Source organism: Pseudomonas sp. 9_2_1, assembly GCF_059295275.1.
Window position 1 is genome coordinate 1,374,355 of the sequence record NZ_CM181239.1, and the last position, 18,362, is coordinate 1,392,716.

General features: G+C 64.5%; 13 protein-coding genes. 9 read left to right on the forward strand and 4 right to left on the reverse strand.

All coding sequences use genetic code 11. The features are described from left to right. Positions 1–55: 55 nt before the first annotated feature. The 3 genes from ngg to mnmC all read right to left on the reverse strand — a co-directional run bounded on the left by ngg (position 56) and on the right by mnmC (position 5,795). Entirely contained in the window at positions 56–1,801 is a 1,746-nt protein-coding gene (gene ngg / locus AC5O5I_RS06225; RefSeq protein WP_172231183.1) for an N-acetylglutaminylglutamine synthetase, read from the reverse strand. A gap of 3 nt (positions 1,802–1,804) precedes the next feature. Beyond that, positions 1,805–3,592 (reverse strand): N-acetylglutaminylglutamine amidotransferase, encoded by a 1,788-nt coding sequence (locus tag AC5O5I_RS06230; protein WP_172231180.1) that lies wholly within the window; start codon positions 3,590–3,592, stop codon positions 1,805–1,807. 223 nt (positions 3,593–3,815) lie between these two features. Next, positions 3,816–5,795, reverse strand: coding sequence for a bifunctional tRNA (5-methylaminomethyl-2-thiouridine)(34)-methyltransferase MnmC2/FAD-dependent 5-carboxymethylaminomethyl-2-thiouridine(34) oxidoreductase MnmC1 (gene mnmC / locus AC5O5I_RS06235; RefSeq protein ID WP_494512226.1), 1,980 nt, complete (start codon positions 5,793–5,795; stop codon positions 3,816–3,818). Positions 5,796–5,931: 136 nt separating this feature from the next. Between mnmC and pap the strand changes: the two genes are divergently transcribed. Further along, positions 5,932–7,425 carry a polyphosphate:AMP phosphotransferase gene (pap, locus tag AC5O5I_RS06240; protein WP_172286127.1) on the forward strand — a complete coding sequence of 498 codons (1,494 nt, stop codon included), beginning with the start codon at positions 5,932–5,934 and terminating at the stop codon, positions 7,423–7,425. A gap of 351 nt (positions 7,426–7,776) precedes the next feature. Next, complete coding sequence (locus AC5O5I_RS06245) at positions 7,777–8,739, forward strand: DMT family transporter (protein ID WP_172223479.1); 963 nt, start codon at positions 7,777–7,779, stop codon at positions 8,737–8,739. 123 nt (positions 8,740–8,862) lie between these two features. On the opposite strand, the gene AC5O5I_RS06250 is transcribed toward AC5O5I_RS06245, so the two are convergent. Continuing rightward, entirely contained in the window at positions 8,863–10,257 is a 1,395-nt protein-coding gene (locus AC5O5I_RS06250; RefSeq protein ID WP_172223475.1) for a class II fumarate hydratase, read from the reverse strand. 154 nt (positions 10,258–10,411) lie between these two features. On the opposite strand from AC5O5I_RS06250, the gene AC5O5I_RS06255 reads away from it, so the two are divergent. From AC5O5I_RS06255 to AC5O5I_RS06285, 7 genes are all read left to right on the forward strand, one after another. Beyond that, positions 10,412–10,936, forward strand: coding sequence for a DUF2059 domain-containing protein (locus AC5O5I_RS06255; RefSeq protein ID WP_172223471.1), 525 nt, complete (start codon positions 10,412–10,414; stop codon positions 10,934–10,936). Positions 10,937–10,946: 10 nt separating this feature from the next. Then, the gene (locus tag AC5O5I_RS06260) at positions 10,947–11,243 is read left to right on the forward strand and encodes a BolA family protein (RefSeq protein ID WP_172286129.1); all 297 of its coding nucleotides are present in this window, start codon (positions 10,947–10,949) and stop codon (positions 11,241–11,243) included. 220 nt (positions 11,244–11,463) lie between these two features. After that, the gene (gene trhO, locus AC5O5I_RS06265) at positions 11,464–12,396 is read left to right on the forward strand and encodes an oxygen-dependent tRNA uridine(34) hydroxylase TrhO (RefSeq protein WP_172223465.1); all 933 of its coding nucleotides are present in this window, start codon (positions 11,464–11,466) and stop codon (positions 12,394–12,396) included. Positions 12,397–12,399: 3 nt separating this feature from the next. Next, a complete protein-coding gene (locus tag AC5O5I_RS06270; RefSeq protein WP_172223460.1) occupies positions 12,400–13,032 on the forward strand; it encodes a DsbA family protein in 633 nt (210 codons plus the stop codon). Beyond that, positions 13,025–14,857 carry an ABC transporter ATP-binding protein gene (locus tag AC5O5I_RS06275; RefSeq protein WP_172286131.1) on the forward strand — a complete coding sequence of 611 codons (1,833 nt, stop codon included), beginning with the start codon at positions 13,025–13,027 and terminating at the stop codon, positions 14,855–14,857. Before AC5O5I_RS06270 ends, AC5O5I_RS06275 begins: the two co-directional genes overlap by 8 nt. Positions 14,858–14,990: 133 nt before the next feature. Then, positions 14,991–17,450: an EAL domain-containing protein gene (locus AC5O5I_RS06280; RefSeq protein WP_172223453.1), complete on the forward strand. Its 2,460-nt coding sequence runs from the start codon at positions 14,991–14,993 to the stop codon at positions 17,448–17,450. A 30-nt stretch (positions 17,451–17,480) separates the two neighbouring features. Further along, positions 17,481–18,266: an iron-containing redox enzyme family protein gene (locus tag AC5O5I_RS06285; RefSeq protein WP_172223449.1), complete on the forward strand. Its 786-nt coding sequence runs from the start codon at positions 17,481–17,483 to the stop codon at positions 18,264–18,266. Positions 18,267–18,362 lie beyond the last annotated feature (96 nt).

An 18,362-nucleotide genomic window follows, 5' to 3' on the forward strand; every position in this document is an offset into this window, starting at 1 on the left:
CTGTGGGAGCGGGTTCATCGAGGCGTCGAACCGCCGCGAAGAGGCCGGGACTGGTTTACGCCAAAGGCCGGCTATGCGGAAACAGCAGGTCGATAAAACGCTCGGCCGTTGGCTGCGGTTCATGGTTGGCCAACCCGGCGCGTTCATTGGCCTCGATGATCACGTACTCGGCCTGCTCGGCGTCGCGGACCATGAAGTCCAGCCCCACCACCGGAATTTCCAGTGCCCGTGCAGCGCGCACGGCGGCGTCGGCCAGCACCGGGTGCAGGCGTGCGGTCACGTCTTCCAGGGTGCCACCGGTGTGCAGGTTGGCAGTGCGCCGTACCGCCAGGCGCTGGCCGGCGGGCAACACGTCGTCATAGCCAAAACCCGCAGCGTGCAACGTGCGTTCGGTCTCGTCGTCCAGCGGGATCCGGCTCTCGCCTGCCGTAGCAGCCTGGCGCCGACGGCTCTGGGCTTCGATCAACTGGCGCACGCTGTGCTTGCCATCGCCCAGCACTTGCGCCGGGTGGCGGATGGCGGCGGCCACCACTTCATAGCCGATCACCACGATGCGCAGGTCATGCCCGGCATGGAAGCTCTCCAGCAGCACGCGGCTGTCGAACTGGCGAGCGTGGGCCACAGCGCGGGTGATATCGTCGATACAGGTCAGGTTCACGGCAACGCCCTGGCCTTGCTCGCCATCCACCGGTTTGACCACCACCGCGCCATGCTCGTCGAGAAATGCCAGGTTGTCGTCGGCGTTGCCGGCCAGTTGTTGCGCGGGCACCTGCAGCCCGGCGTTGTGCAGCGCATGCTGGGTCAGGCGCTTGTCCTGGCACAGGGTCATGGTCACGGCGCTGGTCAGGTCGCTTAGCGATTCACGGCAGCGAATGCGGCGCCCGCCCAGGCTCAGGGTGAACAGCCCGCCTGCGGCATCGTCCACCTGCACTTCGATACCTCGGCGCAACGCTTCGTCAACGATGATGCGCGCATACGGGTTCAGGTCGGCCTGTGGGCCGGGCCCCAGGAACAGGGGTTCGTTGATGCCGTTCTTGCGCTTGACCGCGAAGGTGGGCAGGTTGCGAAAGCCCAGCTTCTGGTACAGGCGCTTGGCCTGGCGGTTGTCGTGCAGCACTGACAGGTCCAGGTAGGCCAGGCCACGGCTCATGAAGTGTTCGATCAAGTGGCGCACCAGCACTTCACCCACCCCGGGACGGGTGCAGTGCGGGTCCACGGCCAGGCACCACAGGCTGCTGCCGTGCTCGGGGTCATCGAACGCCTTGCTGTGGTTGAGGCCCATGACGCTGCCGATCACCGCGCCGCTGTCTTCGTCCTCCGCCAGCCAGTACACCGGGCCGCCGAGGTGCCGAGGCGTCAGCCGATCGGCATCGACCGGCAACATGCCGCGGGCCTGATACAAGGTGTTGATGGCTTGCCAGTCGGCGGGGTTCTGCGCCCGGCGTACACGAAAACCGCGAAAAACACGCTGCGCCGGGCGATAGTCGGTAAACCACAGGCGCAGGGTATCGGACGGGTCGAGGAACAGCTGTTGCGGCGCTTGCGCCAGCACCTGCTGCGGTGCTGCCACGTACAAGGCGATATCGCGCTCGCCCGGGCGCTCGTCCAGCAGTTCGTCGGCCAGGCTGTTCGGGTCCGGGTAGGTGTGGCCAATCAGCAACCGGCCCCAGCCGCAGTGCACGGCACGCGGCTGGTCGTGGGGCTGGCTGCCGTCGCCGGCCAGGCGCGCCTGCAGGCGCTCGTAGGACGGCGCCTGGCCGCGCAGCAGGCGCTGACCGTAAGCGATTTCGTGGGCTTTCATCGGTCAGATTCCTTGTTCGCTCAGCCACAGGTTCAGCGCGGCCAGCTGCCACAATTTGGAGCCACGCAGCGGCGTCAGCTGGCCGTGCGGGTTGCTCAGCAAGCGGTCGAGCATGGCCGGGTTGAACAAACCGCGGTCCTGGCTGGGGTCGGTCAGCAGCTCGCGCACCCAGCCCAGGGTCGCACCTTCGAGGTGCTTCAGGCCTGGCACCGGGAAGTAGCCCTTCTTGCGGTCGATCACTTCATGCGGGATCACCCGGCGGGCCGCTTGCTTGAGCACCTGCTTGCCGCCGTCAGGCAGCTTGAAACGCGCTGGAATACGCGCCGACAGCTCTACCAGGCGGTAGTCGAGGAACGGCGTGCGTGCCTCCAGGCCCCAGGCCATGGTCATGTTGTCCACCCGTTTGACCGGGTCTTCCACCAGCATCACCGTGCTGTCCAGGCGCAGGGCCTTGTCCACGGCATCCGCTGCGCCGGGGCGGGCGAAGTGTTCGCGCACGAAGTCGCCGGCTGCGTCGGTTTCCAGCAGCCAAGGCGCCTGTACGGTGTCGCGGTATTCGGCGTGGCTGCGGTCGAAGAAGGCGTCGCGGTAGGCCCCGAACGCATCCTCGGCGCCGTCCACCTGCGGGTACCAGTGGTAGCCGGCAAACAGCTCGTCGGCGCCCTGGCCGCTCTGCACGCCCTTGCAGTGCTTGGCCACTTCCCGCGACAGCAGGTAGAAGGCGATGCAGTCGTGGCTGACCATCGGCTCGCTCATGGCGCGGAAGGCCGCTGGCAGCTGGTCGATGATCTCGTGCTCGGCGATGCGCAACTGGTGATGGCGGGTGCCGTAATGCCTGGCGATCAGGTCGGAATACTCGAACTCGTTGCCGCGCTCGCCGCCGGCGTCCTCGAAGCCGATGGAGAAGGTCGACAGGTCGTCCACGCCCACTTCGCGCAGCAGGCCGACCAGCAAGCTGGAATCGACCCCGCCGGACAGCAGTACGCCTACGTCCACGGCGGCCCGCTGCCGAATGGCTACGGCATCGCGGGTGGCATCGAGTACTCGGGTGGTCCAGCCTTCAAGGTCCAGTTCACGCTCGTCCGGGTGGGGGCCGTAATGCAGCGTCCACCAGGTCTGGCGTTCGACTTCGCCATGGCGGTCGATGCGCATCCAGGTGCCCGGTTCCAGCTTCTGCACGTTGGCCAGCAGGGTACGCGGTGCCGGTACCACGGCATGGAAGTTCAGGTAGTGGTTGAGCGCCACCGGGTCGAGCATCGGGTCGATGTCGCCACCTTTGAGCAGCGCTGGCAGGGTCGATGCAAAGCGCAGGCGCTCGCCATTGCGCGACAGGTACAGGGGTTTGACGCCCAGGCGGTCGCGGGCCAGGAACAGGCGCTGGTTGTCGCGTTCCCAGATGGCCAGGGCGAACATGCCGTTGAGCTTGGGCAGCAAGGCCGCGCCCCAGGCATGGTAGCCCTTGAGCAGCACCTCGGTGTCGCCGTCGGACCAGAAGCTGTAGCCCAGGTCTTGCAGTTCCTGGCGCAGCTCGGGGAAGTTGTAGATGGCGCCGTTGAAGGCCAGTGACAGGCCAAGGGTGTTGTCGACCATTGGCTGCGCCGAGCCGTCGGACAGGTCCATGATTTTCAGGCGCCGATGGCCAAGGGCGATCGGGCCTTGGCTATGGAAGCCCCAGGCATCCGGGCCACGCGGGGCCAGGTGATGGGTCATGCGCTCTACCGCAGCCAGGTCGGCTGGGCGAGGGGCTTGGTCGATGGGGGTGAAACGTAACTCTCCTGCTAATCCGCACATAAGTCCTTACCGGTTTTTCCGTTGGGGAGGTGATGCCCCGGATTAGGGCACCTTAAGGAACTGACCCGGGTGGTTTGCAGGAGTTTTAGAACGATCTGTTATAAGGGTTTTCAGTTTTTGGTTGTCCGCCCTGGTTTTTGTGGCGTGGCGATAAATCCAGCGCCGCGCGGGCGGCGCTCGATTCGCAGGCGCCATGAATTCAACGGCATGCGCCCCAAGGCAATCACTTTCCCCGAACCAATCGCCGCACCCCAAACCGGTTCGGATGACAACCTTCCGCCACCCCCCGCGGCAACGGCAGCGGCTCCCCGCACACCCAGGCCGCCAGCAGCTCACCGCTCAGCGGCGCGGTAATCAACCCACGCGACCCGTGCCCGCTGTTCACATACAACCCACCCAGCCAAGGGCAAGCCACATCCGGCACCTGGCGTGCATCCCGCCCCAGCACCGCATAGGCCTGGGCAAACGCCTGCGCGTCGGCCACCGGCCCGACGAGCGGCAGGTAATCCGGGCTGGTGCAACGAAACGCCGCACGGCCCTGCAACTGCTCAGGGTCCAGCTCCGCCGCGCCGAGGCGCTGGGCCAGGTCGGGTGAAATCTCATTCAGCAACGCCAGGTTGCCCTGGTGCTCGGCAACCGTCGGCGTCAGGTCCTCGTTGTGAAAATCAAAGCTCGCGCCCAGGGTATGTTCATCGTCGCGCGGCGGTGCCACGTAGCCCTCCGCACACACCACCGTGCGCAGCGCCCGGCTGCTGGCGGTGGCGGCAAGGCGGGTTATCTGCCCACGGATGCGCTTGAGCGGCAGCTGCGCACAAGGCTCGAACCGGCGTACTTCGGCCGCACCGGCCAGGATCACCACCGGTGCGCTGGCCAGCAGGCGATCGCCAGCCCAGGCCTGCCACTGCTGGTCAACCTTGCGCAGTTCCAGCACCTCATGGTGCGTCAGCAGGCGAATGCCCGGGTGCTGCAGCTGCTGCTGGCAAAGTGCAGGCGGGTGTACCCAGCCGCCTTCGGGGTAGAACAGCCCACCCGCCGGCAAGGTGACACCGGCGAGGGCCTCAGCCTCGGCGCGCTGCAGTGGCTGCAGCAAGTCGCGGTCGAAGGCAGCAGCCAATTTGCCCTGGCGCTCGGCTTCCTTGCTGTCGAAAGCCAGCTGCAGCACCCCGCAGGCATCCCAGTCACGGCCCCGCTGCAGGCGTTCGAGCTGGCGACGGGTATAACCGAAACCGGACAGGATCATCTGCGACAAGGCAGTGCCATGGGCGGACAGCTTCAGGTACAGCACCCCTTGCGGATTGCCTGAGGCCTCTTGTGCCGCGCCCTGGTGACGCTCCAGCACGGTCACCTGCCAGCCACGCCGGGCCAGGCTGGCGGCGCTGCTGCTACCGGCCAGGCCGGCACCGATCACCAGCGCCTCGCGCGGCCCTGGTGCGGCAGGCGGGCGCGCATACCAGGGCGCTTCGGGGCCGGGCAGGGGGCCGACGTAGGCGCCGCTCATCACCTCCCACTTCTTGCCGATGCCGGGCACCTTTTTCATGGCAAAACCGGCTTCGACCAGGCTGCGGCGTACCCAGCCAGTGGTGGTGAAGGTGCCCAGCACTGTGGCTTCGGCAGCACCAGCCGGGTGCGACAGCCGCGCCAGTTGCGCGAACAGCTGTGGTGTCCACATGTCCGGGTTCTTGGCCGGCGCAAAGCCGTCGAGGAACCACACATCGATCTGTGCATCGAGTTGCGGCAGCTGTTCCAGCACATCCCCGATCAACAGGGTGAGGGTGACCCGGCCGCTGTCGAAGGTGAACTGCTGGAAGCCCGGGTGGATGGCCACGTACTGTTCCAGCAGTGGCTCTGTATAGGCGGCAAGCTCAGGCCACAGGCGTACGGCACGGAGCATGTCGGCGTGGCCGAGGGGGTATTTCTCGACGCTGACGAAGTGCAGGCGTGCATCGCTGTGCGCGTGCGCGTCGAACAGCTGCCAGGCGCAGAAAAAGTTCATGCCGGTACCAAAACCGGTTTCGCCGATCACCATGCAGGTGTGCGGCGCAAGGCTGGCAAATCGCTCGGCCAGGCGGGTCTGGCCAAGGAACACGTGCTTGGTTTCTTCGATGCCTTCGTTGACCGCGAAATAGACGTCGTCGTACTGCCGCGAATGGGGGCGGCCTTGGTCGTCCCAGTCGATCTGGGCATGCTGGAGGAGGGTGGACATGGTTGGCTCGGTTGCAGCGGATGGGCGGATTTTATGCCATCCGCAACACCTGTGGCAGCGGCTTCGGCCGTCAACAGGTCAATACAGGCAGAAATGAAATCCGCTAGTCTTGGTTAGCCATTGAAGGAGCCAGTGCATGTTCGAATCCGCCGAAATCGGCCACAGCATCGACAAGGAGGCTTACGACGCCGAGGTACCCGCTTTGCGCGAGGCCCTGCTCGAAGCCCAGTACGAACTCAAGCAGCAGGCGCGCTTCCCGGTGATCGTACTGATCAACGGCATCGAAGGCGCCGGCAAGGGTGAGACGGTAAAACTGCTCAACGAGTGGATGGACCCGCGCATGATCGATGTGCTCACCTTCGACCAGCAGACCGACGAAGAGCTGGCCCGCCCGCCGGCCTGGCGTTACTGGCGGGCCTTGCCACCGAAAGGGCGGATGGGGGTGTTCTTCGGCAACTGGTACAGCCAGATGCTGCAGGGGCGGGTGCACGGGGTGTTCAAGGACGCCGTGCTCGACCAGGCCATCACCGGCGCCGAGCGCCTGGAGCAGATGCTGTGCGACGAAGGCGCGCTGATCATCAAGTTCTGGTTCCACCTGTCCAGGAAGCAGATGAAGGCACGGCTGAAATCGCTCAAGGACGACCCGCTGCACAGCTGGAAGATCAGCCCGCTGGACTGGCAGCAGTCGGAAACCTATGACCGTTTCGTGCGTTTTGGCGAGCGCGTGCTGCGTCGCACCAGCCGCGACTATGCACCGTGGCATATCGTCGAAGGTGTCGATCCCAACTACCGCAGCCTGGCGGTGGGGCGCATTCTGCTCGAAAGCCTGCAGGCAGCGCTGGCCAACAACCCGAAGGGCAAGCACCAGGGCAACGTTGCGCCGCTGGGGCGCAGCATCGACGACCGCAGCCTGCTCGGCGCGCTGGACATGACCCTGCGCCTGGACAAGCCAGACTACCAGGAACAACTGGTCACCGAGCAGGCCCGCCTGGCCGGCCTGCTGCGCGACAAACGCATGCGCCGGCATGCCCTGGTAGCTGCATTCGAAGGCAACGATGCGGCCGGCAAGGGCGGTGCCATCCGCCGCGTGGCGGCAGCGCTGGATCCGCGCCAGTACCGCATTGTGCCGATCGCCGCGCCCACTGAAGAAGAGCGTGCTCAGCCTTACCTGTGGCGGTTCTGGCGGCATATTCCGGCGCGCGGCAAGTTCACCATCTTCGACCGCTCGTGGTATGGCCGGGTGCTGGTGGAGCGGGTGGAAGGTTTTTGCACCCCGGCGGACTGGATGCGCGCTTACAGCGAGATCAACGATTTTGAAGAGCAGTTGGTGAATGCGGGCGTGGTGGTGGTCAAGTTCTGGCTGTCGATCGACCAGCAGACCCAGCTGGAGCGTTTTGAAGAGCGCGAGCAGATCCCGTTCAAGCGCTACAAGATCACCGAGGATGATTGGCGCAACCGCGAAAAGTGGGACGACTACGCCCAGGCGGTCGGCGACATGGTCGACCGCACCAGCAGCGAGATCGCACCGTGGACGCTGGTGGAGGCCAACGACAAGCGCTGGGCGCGGGTGAAGGTGTTGCGCACTATCAATCAGGCGCTTGAGGCGGCGTTTGCCAAGCACAAGAAGTAGGTTGCCTGTTCTGGCCTCTTCGCGGGTGAATGCTGGGCGCTCCGCGGACCCTGTGGGAGCGGGCGCGCCCGCGAAGAATCCAACGCGGTGCATGGCACCGGCTGCGCCGGTGTTCGCGGGCACGCCCGCTCCCACATGGTCCCTGCTGAATCAGTAAGTTATGTGCAGTTCTATGAGATCGGTTCATCGAGGCGTCGAACCGCCGCGAAGGGGTCGGCACAGGACATACGCTTGCCCAGCCATGCCCCAGAAGAATGACCTGATGAATTCTTTTCTCGGCACTCTCCACCGCCCCCACCCTCCAAGCCCGTAGAATTCAACCACCCCACCACGGGCTTGATCGAGGACGCTATGCACACCACTTCCGGCCGCTGGGGCTTTGGCCTGTTCCTGGCACTTCTGACCGCGCTGCTCTGGGGCATCTTGCCGATCAAGCTCAAGCAGGTGCTGCAAGTGGTCGACCCGGTGACGGTCACCTGGTATCGCCTGCTGGTCTCCGGCGGCCTGCTGTTCGTCTGGCTGGCGACCAAGCGCCAGCTGCCGTCATTGCGCAAGCTGTCGGCCGGTGGCAAGGGCCTGGTGGTGGTGGCCGTGCTCGGGCTGATGGGCAACTACGTGCTGTACCTGATCGGCCTCAACCTGCTCAGCCCGGGCACCGCGCAGCTGGTGGTGCAGATTGGCCCGGTGCTGTTGCTGGTGGCCAGCGTGTTCGTGTTCCGTGAACGCTTCAGCCTCGGGCAAGGCGTGGGCCTGCTGATCCTGCTGGCGGGCTTTGGCCTGTTTTTCAACCAGCGCCTGGAAGAACTGCTGACTTCACTGGGAACCTACACCACCGGTGTGCTGACCATTCTGCTGGCGACCAGCATCTGGGTGTTCTACGCCCTGAGCCAGAAGCAGCTGCTGACAGTCTGGCATTCGCAGCAGGTGATGATGGTGATCTACCTCAGTTGCGCTGCGCTGTTGACGCCCTGGGTGCACCCGCTGCAAGCCTTGCAGCTGACGCCGGTGCAGGGCTGGCTGTTGCTGGCCTGCTGCCTGAATACCCTGGTGGCCTACGGCGCGTTTGCCGAGGCGCTGGCGCACTGGGAGGCGTCGCGGGTGAGTGCCACCCTGGCGCTGACCCCGCTGGTGACCTTTGTCGCGGTGGCGCTGGCGGCGGTGGTATGGCCTGAGCATGTGCATGCCGAGGACATCAATGCCCTGGGTTATGTGGGGGCGGTGACCGTGGTGCTGGGTTCGGCACTGGTGGCGCTGGGGCCCTCGCTGGTGGCCAGCTGGCGCTCGAGACGGGCGCGGCTGGCCCAGGCTCGTTGATCGCCTGCCCCGGCCCTATCGCCGGCAAGCCAGCTCCCACAGGATAACCCCAAGCCTGAAAGATGTGGGATGCCTGTGGGAGCTGGCTTGCCGGCGATACGGCCGGGGCGGGCATTAAAGAGCTTATCCCTTGCCCCCCGGTGCCAGCATGTTCTCGGGCCGCACCCACTGGTCGAACTGCTCATTGGTCAGGTACTTCAGCTCCAACGCCGCCTCGCGCAGGGTCTTGCCCTCGCTGTAGGCCTTCTTGGCGATCTCCGCCGCCTTGTCATAGCCAATATGCGGGTTCAGCGCCGTCACCAGCATCAGCCCCCGTTCCAGGTGCGCGGCCATCTGCTCGGCATCCGGCTCGATACCCGCCACGCAGTGCAGCTGGAAGTTGCGGCAGCCATCGGCCAGCAATTCGATCGACTGCAGCAGGTTGTGGATGATCACCGGCTTGAACACGTTCAGCTGCAAGTGGCCCTGGCTGGCGGCAAAGCCAATCGCCGCATCATTGCCCAGCACCTGGCAGGCCAGCATCGACAGCGCCTCGCACTGGGTAGGGTTGACCTTGCCCGGCATGATCGAGCTGCCTGGTTCATTGGCCGGCAGGCGTACCTCGGCAAGCCCGGCGCGCGGGCCGGAGCCGAGCAGGCGCAAGTCGTTGGCGATTTTCATCAGGGCCACGGCCAGGGTCTTCAGGGCACCCGCCAGGCTGGTCAGCGGTTCGTGGCCGGCGAGGGCGGCAAACTTGTTTGGCGCGGTGACGAACGGCAGCCCGGACAGCGCCGCCAGCTCGGCGGCAATGGCTTCGGCAAAGCCATGCGGGGCGTTGAGCCCGGTACCCACGGCGGTGCCGCCCTGGGCCAGCTCGCACACTGCTGGCAGGGTGGCGCGGATGGCGCGCTGGGCATAGTCCAGCTGGGCAACGAAGGCGGACACTTCCTGGCCGAAGGTGATCGGCGTGGCGTCCATCATGTGCGTGCGACCGGTCTTGACCAGCTTGTGGTGGCGTGCAGACAGCTCCGCCAGCCCCGAGGACAGTTCGGCGATTGCAGGTAGCAGTTTGTCATGCACCGCCTGGGCTGCCGCAATGTGCATGGCGGTGGGGAAGCAGTCATTGGAGCTCTGCGAGCGGTTGACGTGATCGTTAGGGTGTACTGGCGCCTTGCCGCCCCGGCCTTTACCGGCCAGTTCGTTGGCGCGCCCGGCGATTACTTCGTTGGCGTTCATGTTGCTTTGGGTGCCGCTGCCGGTCTGCCACACGACGAGCGGAAACTGGTCATCGTGCTGGCCGTCCAGCACCTCGTCGGCGGCCTGTTCGATCAGCCGGGCGATGTCCGCCGGCAGGTCGCCATTGCGGTCGTTGACACGCGCCGCGGCTTTCTTGATCAGCGCCAGGGCGTGCAGCACCGCGAGGGGCATGCGTTCCTTGCCGATGGCAAAGTTGATCAGCGAACGCTGGGTCTGCGCACCCCAGTAGGCGTCCTCCGGAACTTCGACCGGGCCCAGGCTGTCTGTCTCGATACGGCTCATTCTGTACGCACTCCTGTGTAGTTCGAAATCGCAGTTTAGGCCCTGATTCGACCGAGCGGTTCCGTCGCTCGTCGTGCCACTTGAGCACATCGCCACCACGGCGCAGAATGCTCTACCCTGAGGTACCTGCCTCCCCCTCTTTGAAGGAAATGCAATGACCCGTCTCCGTGTCCTTTGTGCCGCCGTTGCCCTGGCTTGCGCCAGCGGCCAGGTGCTCGCTGCCACCGCCAGCCACAACGCTGCTGCCGAGAAATTCCTGACCCTGGCCAACGCCGACAAGCTGGGCACCCCGGTGTACATGCAGGTCCAGCAGATGTTTGCCCAGCGCTTCGCCCAGACCAAGGCCCCGGCCAGCAAGCAGCCGGTACTCGAAGGCTACCAGGCCAAGGCCAACGCCGCGCTGGACAACGCCATCGGCTGGAACAAGCTGAAGCCGAAGATGGTCGACCTGTACACCCAGACCTTCACCGAGCAGGAGCTCAAGGACTTGGTCAAGTTCTACGAATCGCCGCTGGGCAAGAAAGTGCTGCGTGAAATGCCCAAGGTCACCCAGCAGTCGGCCCAGCTGACCCAGCAGAGCCTGGAGCCTGCAGTACCTGTGGTCAACAAGCTGCTCGAAGACATGACCAAGGAACTGGACCCGAACGCAGGCAAGGCCGCCGTTCCGGCGAAAAAGTGAGAACGCCGCAATGACCATGCAACAGCGTATCGAACAGCAGCTGGCAGCCCTGGCGCCGCAACATCTGCAGGTGCTCGATGAAAGTCACATGCACAGTCGTGGTCAGGAGACCCACTACAAGGCAGTGATCGTCAGCGAGCAGTTTGCCGGGTTGAACAGCGTCAAGCGCCACCAGAAGGTGTACGCCACCATGGGTGAGCTGATGGGGCAGATCCATGCCCTGGCCATTCATACCTATACCGGCGAAGAGTGGACCAAGGTCGGTGTTGCACCGGCCTCGCCGGTGTGCGCGGGCGGCGGGCACTGAAACCTTGCTGTTGTTCTGGTAGAATTCGCTACATCCCAAAAGGGGGCTGCTGTGCAGCCCATCGCCGGCAAGCCAGCTCCCACAGGTAAAGCGCCCTACTTGAGAGTGGTGCAGTATCTGTGGGAGCTGGCTTGTCGGCGATGGACCGCACAGCGGCCCCCTGTTTTTTGCACAACCCGGTCCGCCCCTTACGAGGGCACCCACCTGGAGATCCTGCTTCATGTCTCAACCGATCGTCGTCGCGGCGCTGTACAAGTTCGTCACCCTGCAAGACTACGTCGAGCTGCGCGAGCCGCTGCTCGAGGCCATGGTAAACAACAACGTCAAAGGCACCCTGCTGCTTGCCCATGAGGGCATCAACGGCACCGTGTCGGCCACCCGCGAAGGCATCGATGGCCTGCTGGCCTGGCTGCGCACCGACCCACGCCTGGTCGACGTCGACCATAAAGAGTCGTACTGCGACGAGCAGCCGTTCTACCGCACCAAGGTCAAGCTCAAGAAAGAGATCGTCACCCTCGGCGTGCCGGGCGTGGACCCGAACCAGGCCGTCGGCACCTACGTCGAGCCCAAGGACTGGAACGCCCTGATCAGCGACCCTGAAGTGCTGCTGATCGACACCCGCAACGACTACGAAGTGGCCATCGGCACCTTCAAGGGCGCCCTCGATCCCAAGACCGAAACCTTCCGCGAGTTCCCCGAGTACATCAAGGCCAACTTTGACCCGAGCAAGCACAAGAAGGTTGCCATGTTCTGCACCGGCGGCATTCGTTGTGAAAAAGCTTCCAGCTACATGCTCGGTGAAGGCTTCGAGGAGGTCTATCATCTTAAAGGCGGCGTCCTGAAATACTTCGAAGAAGTGCCTCAGGAACAAAGCCTGTGGGACGGCGACTGCTTCGTCTTCGACAACCGCGTCACGGTGCGCCATGACCTGAGCGAAGGCGAGTACGACCAGTGTCACGCCTGCCGCCACCCGATCAATGCAGAGGAGCGCGCGTCCGAGCACTATTCGCCAGGTGTCAGCTGCCCGCATTGCTGGGACACCCTGAGCGAAAAGACCCGGCGCAGTGCCATCGACCGGCAGAAGCAGATCGAACTGGCCAAGGCGCGCAACCTGCCGCACCCGATCGGTTTCAACTACAAAGCCGAGGCCTGATGCATGTCTGCACGCCTGATCTATGTGATGGACCCGATGTGCTCCTGGTGCTGGGGTTTCGCGCCGGTGGCCGCGGCCCTGATCGCCCAGGCGCGTGAGGCCGGCGTGCCCACCCGTGTGGTGCCAGGCGGGCTGCGCACCGGCGGCAGCGCGCTGGACAGCTCTACCCGCAAGTACATCCTCGAACACTGGCAGGCGGTGGCTGAAGCGACCGGCCAGCCGTTCCGTTTCGAGGGTGCCATGCCCGACGGTTTCGTCTACGACACCGAGCCTGCCTGCCGCGCCCTGGTCACGGCCCGCGAGCTGGACGCCGAGCGCGTCTGGCCGTTGCTGGCGCTGATCCAGCGCGGGTTCTATGAGCAAGGCATGGATGTGACCACCGCGCCGCAGCTGGTCGACCTGGCCGAACAGGCGGGCTTCGACCGCGCCGTGTTCGCCCAGGCCTTCGCCGGCGCCGACACCCGCGCCGCGACCGCTGCCGATTTCAGCTGGGCCCAGGACCTGGGCATTGCCGGGTTCCCGACCCTGCTGGCCGAGCGCCACGGCCAGCTGGCCTTGCTGACCAACGGCTACCAGCCGCTGGACAGCCTGCAGCCGTTGCTTGGCCGCTGGTTGCAGCAGGCCGCCTGTGCTTGATGTGCCTGGGTCACCCGACCCGGTACCGGGCAAGCCTTGCGCTGCGGCCGATCGACTGAGCTGGGCGGAAATTCGCCGTCTGGCCCTGCACCACAAGAAAAACCTCTGGTCTGCCAACCTCATCGCCGTACTGGCAGCGTGCTGCAGCGTGCCCATTCCGTTGCTGCTGCCACTGCTGGTCGATGAAGTGCTGCTGGGTCATGGTGATGCCGCGCTGAAATGGATGAACAACCTGCTGCCGTCCGGTTGGCAGGTAGCGGCCGGCTATATCGGCTTGATGCTGTGCCTCACGCTTTGCCTGCGCCTGGCGGCGCTGGCGTTCAATGTGGTCCAGGCCAAGCTGTTCGCGGGCCTGGCCAAGGACATCGTGTACCGCCTGCGCATTCGCCTGATCGAGCGGCTGAAGCGGATTTCGCTGAAGGAATACGAAGACCTGGGCAGCGGCACGGTCACCACTCACCTGGTCACCGACCTGGACACCCTCGACAAATTCGTCGGCGAAACCCTCAGCCGCTTCCTGGTGGCCATGCTGACCTTGACCGGCACCGCGGCCATCCTGATCTGGATGCACTGGCAGCTGGCCCTGCTGATCTTGCTGTTCAACCCGCTGGTGATCTATTTCACCGTACAGCTGGGCAAGCGCGTCAAGCACCTGAAAAAGCTCGAGAACGACAGCACCGCACGCTTCACTCAGGCGCTGACCGAAACCCTCGATGCCATCCAGGAGATCCGCGCCAGCAACCGCCAGGGCTACTTCCTCGGCCGCCTGGGCCTGCGTGCCCGCGAAGTGCGCGACTTCGCCGTGGATTCGCAATGGAAGAGCGACGCCAGCGGCCGTGCCAGTGGCTTGCTGTTCCAGTTCGGCATCGATATCTTCCGGGCTGCGGCCATGTTGACCGTGCTGTTCTCCGACCTGTCGATCGGGCAGATGCTGGCAGTGTTCAGCTACCTGTGGTTCATGATCGGGCCAGTGGAGCAGCTGCTCAACCTGCAGTACGCCTACTATGCCGCTGGCGGCGCATTGAGCCGGCTCAACGAGCTGCTGGCGCGGGCCGACGAACCGCAATACCCGGCTGCCAGCGACCCGTTCGCCGGGCGCGAGACAGTGGGTATCGATGTGCGCGATCTGCGCTTTGCCTATGCCGACGAACCGGTGCTGGAGCACCTCGACCTGTCCATTGCCCCGGGCGAAAAAGTGGCCATCGTAGGTGCCAGCGGCGGTGGCAAGAGCACCCTTGTGCAGCTGTTGCTGGGGCTTTACAGCGCCCAGGCCGGCACCATCCGCTTTGGCGGTGCCAGCCTGCAGGAAATCGGCCTGGAAACCCTGCGTGAAAACGTCGCAGTGGTGTTGCAGCACCCGTCGCTCTTCAACGACAGCGTGCGTGCCAACCTGAGCATGGGCCGCGATTGCAGTGACGAGGCTTGCTGGCAGGCGCTGCGCATTGCCCAGCTGGATGCCACCATCGCCGCCTTGCCGCAGGGCCTGGACAGCGTGGTGGGGCGCTCGGGTGTGCGTTTGTCGGGTGGCCAGCGCCAGCGCCTGGCAATTGCCCGCATGGTATTGGCCGAGCCCAAGGTGGTGATCCTCGACGAGGCCACCTCGGCCCTGGACGCCGCTACCGAGTACAACCTGCACCAGGCCCTGGCGCGCTTCCTCAGCGGCCGTACCACGCTGATCATCGCCCACCGGCTGTCGGCGGTGAAGCAGGCTGACCGGGTGCTGGTGTTCGATGGCGGGCATGTGGCCGAAGACGGTGACCACCAGCAGCTGATTGCCGACGGTGGGCTGTATGCCAAGCTCTACGGACATCTCCAGCAGAGCTGAACCTCAGGCCGGCACAGGCCGTACAAATTCCCGGTTTTCTGTCATAAAAATCCCCTCCACGAAGATGGCAAATGGCCTACGCTGTGCTTGTCTGGGTTGATTTGCGCCTTATCTGCTCTGTGACAGGGACTCCATGAAGGGACATCGCACTCTAGAAGCGCCAAAGTTGCTCGGCATTACCTGGCCCTTCATCGCCGTCGTGGTCTTCCAGGTGGCGCTGGGCAGCCTCAGTCTTTATACGCTCTCGGCCGTGCGCGCCTATGTTGCGGGCGAAAGCCTGTGGTCCAAGGCACAGAAAGACGCCATCTACTACCTCACCCTGTATGCCGAAAACCGCGACGATAGCACCTATCAGCGCTATCGCCAGGCCATCACCGTGCCCCAGGGCGACCAGCAGGTGCGCGAAGTGCTGGACCACCCGCGGCCCGACCTGGACGCCGCGCGCCAGGCTGTGCTGCAAGGTGGCAACCACCCCGACGATGTCGAGCGGATCATCTGGTTCTACCGCAACTTCCGTAACGTCAGCTACATGCAGACCGCCATCGACTTCTGGAACATTGGCGACGAGTACCTGGCCAAGCTGGATGTACTGGCCGGCGAAGTGCGCCAGCGCTTCAGCAGCGGCCCGCCGGTGGATGCGCGCACGGTCGATGACTGGCAGGCCCGTATCGTTGCCATCAACGAAGGCGTCACGCCGGCCGCGAAAGCGTTCAGCGATGCCTTGGGCGAAGGCTCGCGCATGCTGCTGCGGGTGCTGCTGATCACCAACCTGCTGACCGCGCTGTTTCTGATTGCCATCGCTTGGCGTCGTTCGAGCAAGCTGCTGGCCCAGCGGCAGGCCTTCGCCAGCGCTCTGCAGGAAGAAAAAGAGCGCGCGCAAATCACCCTGCAGGCCATTGGCGATGCGGTGATTACCACCGATGTGGAGGGCTACATCGGCTACATGAACCCGGCCGCCGAGCAACTGACCCACTGGCAGGCCGGCCAGGCTCAGGGCCTGCCGCTGTCGGCGCTGTTCAGCCTGGTTGACGAACATGCCGAGGAGGATGACCGCAGCCTGGTCGAGCAGGTACTTAGCGGCAGCCTCAAGGGCGGCGCCGAGCATGCCCGGCTGATCCAGCGCCTGGATGGCAGCACCGTGTCGATCAACCTGGTGGGCTCGCCAATCGTCAATGAGGGCCAGGTCAGCGGTATGGTGCTGGTGCTGCACGACATGACCCAGGAGCGCCAGTACATCGCCAACCTGTCCTGGCAGGCCACCCACGACGCCCTGACCGGTCTGGCCAACCGCCGCGAGTTCGAATACCGCCTGGAGCAGGCGCTCAATGGCCTGGCGCGCCAGGCTGGGCGGCATTCGCTGATGTTCCTCGACCTCGACCAGTTCAAGCTGGTCAACGACACCTGCGGGCATGCCGCCGGCGACGAGTTGCTGCGGCACATCTGCGCCGTGCTGCAATCCGGCTTGCGCGAAGGCGACACCCTGGCGCGGCTGGGTGGCGACGAATTTGGCGTGCTGCTGGAAAACTGCCCGCCCGACCAGGCCGAGCGCATTGCCGAGCAACTGCGGCAGATGGTGCAGAGTTTGCACTTTGTCTGGAAAGGCCGGCCGTTCGTCACCACGGTCAGCATTGGCCTGGTGCACATGGCCCAGGCGCCCGGCACCCTGGAGACTTCGCTGCGCGCCGCCGACATGGCCTGCTACATGGCCAAGGAGAAGGGCCGCAACCGCGTGCAGGTGTACCACGCCGACGACAGCGAGTTGTCCATGCGCTTTGGCGAAATGGCCTGGATCCAGCGCTTGCATGTGGCCCTGGAAGAAAACCTCTTTTGCCTGTACGCGCAGGAAATCGCCCCGCTGAAATCGTTCGAAGGCCCGGGCCATATCGAGATCTTGTTGCGCCTGCACGATGAAAGCGGGCGCACCATCCTGCCCAGCAGCTTCATCCCGGCGGCGGAGCGCTATGGCCTGATGACCGCGCTGGACCGCTGGGTGGTGCGCAATGTGTTCCAGGTCATTCGCCAGTGCCTGGACGAAGGGCGCGAAGGGCCGTTGTCGATCTGCGCCATCAACCTTTCGGGGTCGAGCATTGGTGACGACAAGTTCCTCGAATACCTGCAGCGGCTGTTTGTCGAGTACGCCATTCCGCCGCGCATGATCTGTTTTGAAATCACCGAAACCAGCGCCATTGCCAACCTGGGCAGCGCTATCCGCTTCATCAACGAGTTAAAGGGGCTGGGCTGCAGGTTCTCGCTCGATGATTTCTGCGCCGGCATGTCTTCGTTCGCCTACCTCAAGCATTTGCCCGTGGATTTCCTCAAGATCGACGGCAGTTTCGTCAAGGACATGCTCGACGACCCGGTCAACCGGGCCATGGTCGAGGTCATCAACCACATCGGCCATGTGATGGGCAAGCGCACCATTGCCGAGTTTGTCGAAACACCCTTGATCGAGCAGGCCCTGCAGGAAATAGGCGTGGATTACGCCCAGGGCTACCTGATCGAACGCCCTCAGGTGTTCACCTGTGACAGTCTGCAGCGCCAACGGATCGCCGCCCGGCCTCTGTTGCAGCGGGCGCCTGGCACCTTTCGCTAGCTAGAAATCACAAGGATCAAGGAGCTGAAAGTGATTGATGCATTCATCCGTATCGGGCCTTTGATGGACCCCGCCAGCTACCCCCAATGGGCCCAGCAACTGATTGAAGACTGCCGAGAAAGCAAGCGCCGGGTGGTCGAGCATGAGTTCTACACGCGCCTTCGCGATGGCCAGCTGAAGCAGTCGACCATCCGCCAGTACCTGATCGGTGGCTGGCCGGTGGTAGAGCAGTTCTCGCTGTACATGGCCCATAACCTGACCAAGACCCGCTACGGCCGGCATCAGGGCGAAGACATGGCGCGGCGCTGGTTGATGCGCAACATCCGTGTCGAGCTCAACCACGCCGACTACTGGGTGAACTGGTGCCAGGCCCACGGCGTGCACCTGCACGAGTTGCAGGCGCAGGAAGTGCCGCCCGAGCTGAACGGCTTGAACGACTGGTGCTGGCGCGTGTGCGCTACCGAGAACCTGGCCATTTCCATGGCGGCCACCAACTATGCCATCGAAGGTGCGACCGGCGAATGGTCGGCGGTGGTGTGCTCTACCGATACCTATGCGCAGGGGTTCCCGGAGGATCAGCGCAAGCGGGCGATGAAGTGGCTGAAGATGCACGCCCAGTACGATGATGCGCACCCGTGGGAGGCGCTGGAGATCATCTGTACCCTGGCTGGCGAGAACCCGACCCTGGGCTTGCGAACCGAGCTACGCCGGGCGATTTGCAAGAGTTATGACTGCATGTACCTGTTCCTGGAGCGGTGCATGCAGCTGGAAGGGCGCCAGCAGGGGCGTATGCGCCCGGCGTTGGCGGCGGGCTGACCGTTCGTCTGTGCCGGCCCCATCGCCGGCAAGCCAGATCCTACAGGGGTCCCGCATTGCCCTGGCTTGAGGTGATCCTGTGGGAGCTGGCTTGCC

Coding starts and splice junctions, on each gene's coding strand:
- AC5O5I_RS06255 (WP_172223471.1), top strand. CDS start 10,412: ATGACCCGTCTCCGTGTCCTTTGTGCCGCCGTTGCCCTGGCTTGCGCC.
- AC5O5I_RS06245 (WP_172223479.1), top strand. CDS start 7,777: ATGCACACCACTTCCGGCCGCTGGGGCTTTGGCCTGTTCCTGGCACTT.
- AC5O5I_RS06270 (WP_172223460.1), top strand. CDS start 12,400: ATGTCTGCACGCCTGATCTATGTGATGGACCCGATGTGCTCCTGGTGC.
- trhO (WP_172223465.1), top strand. CDS start 11,464: ATGTCTCAACCGATCGTCGTCGCGGCGCTGTACAAGTTCGTCACCCTG.
- pap (WP_172286127.1), top strand. CDS start 5,932: ATGTTCGAATCCGCCGAAATCGGCCACAGCATCGACAAGGAGGCTTAC.
- AC5O5I_RS06230 (WP_172231180.1), bottom strand. CDS start 3,592: ATGTGCGGATTAGCAGGAGAGTTACGTTTCACCCCCATCGACCAAGCC.
- AC5O5I_RS06250 (WP_172223475.1), bottom strand. CDS start 10,257: ATGAGCCGTATCGAGACAGACAGCCTGGGCCCGGTCGAAGTTCCGGAG.
- mnmC (WP_494512226.1), bottom strand. CDS start 5,795: ATGTCCACCCTCCTCCAGCATGCCCAGATCGACTGGGACGACCAAGGC.
- AC5O5I_RS06280 (WP_172223453.1), top strand. CDS start 14,991: ATGAAGGGACATCGCACTCTAGAAGCGCCAAAGTTGCTCGGCATTACC.
- AC5O5I_RS06260 (WP_172286129.1), top strand. CDS start 10,947: ATGACCATGCAACAGCGTATCGAACAGCAGCTGGCAGCCCTGGCGCCG.
- ngg (WP_172231183.1), bottom strand. CDS start 1,801: ATGAAAGCCCACGAAATCGCTTACGGTCAGCGCCTGCTGCGCGGCCAG.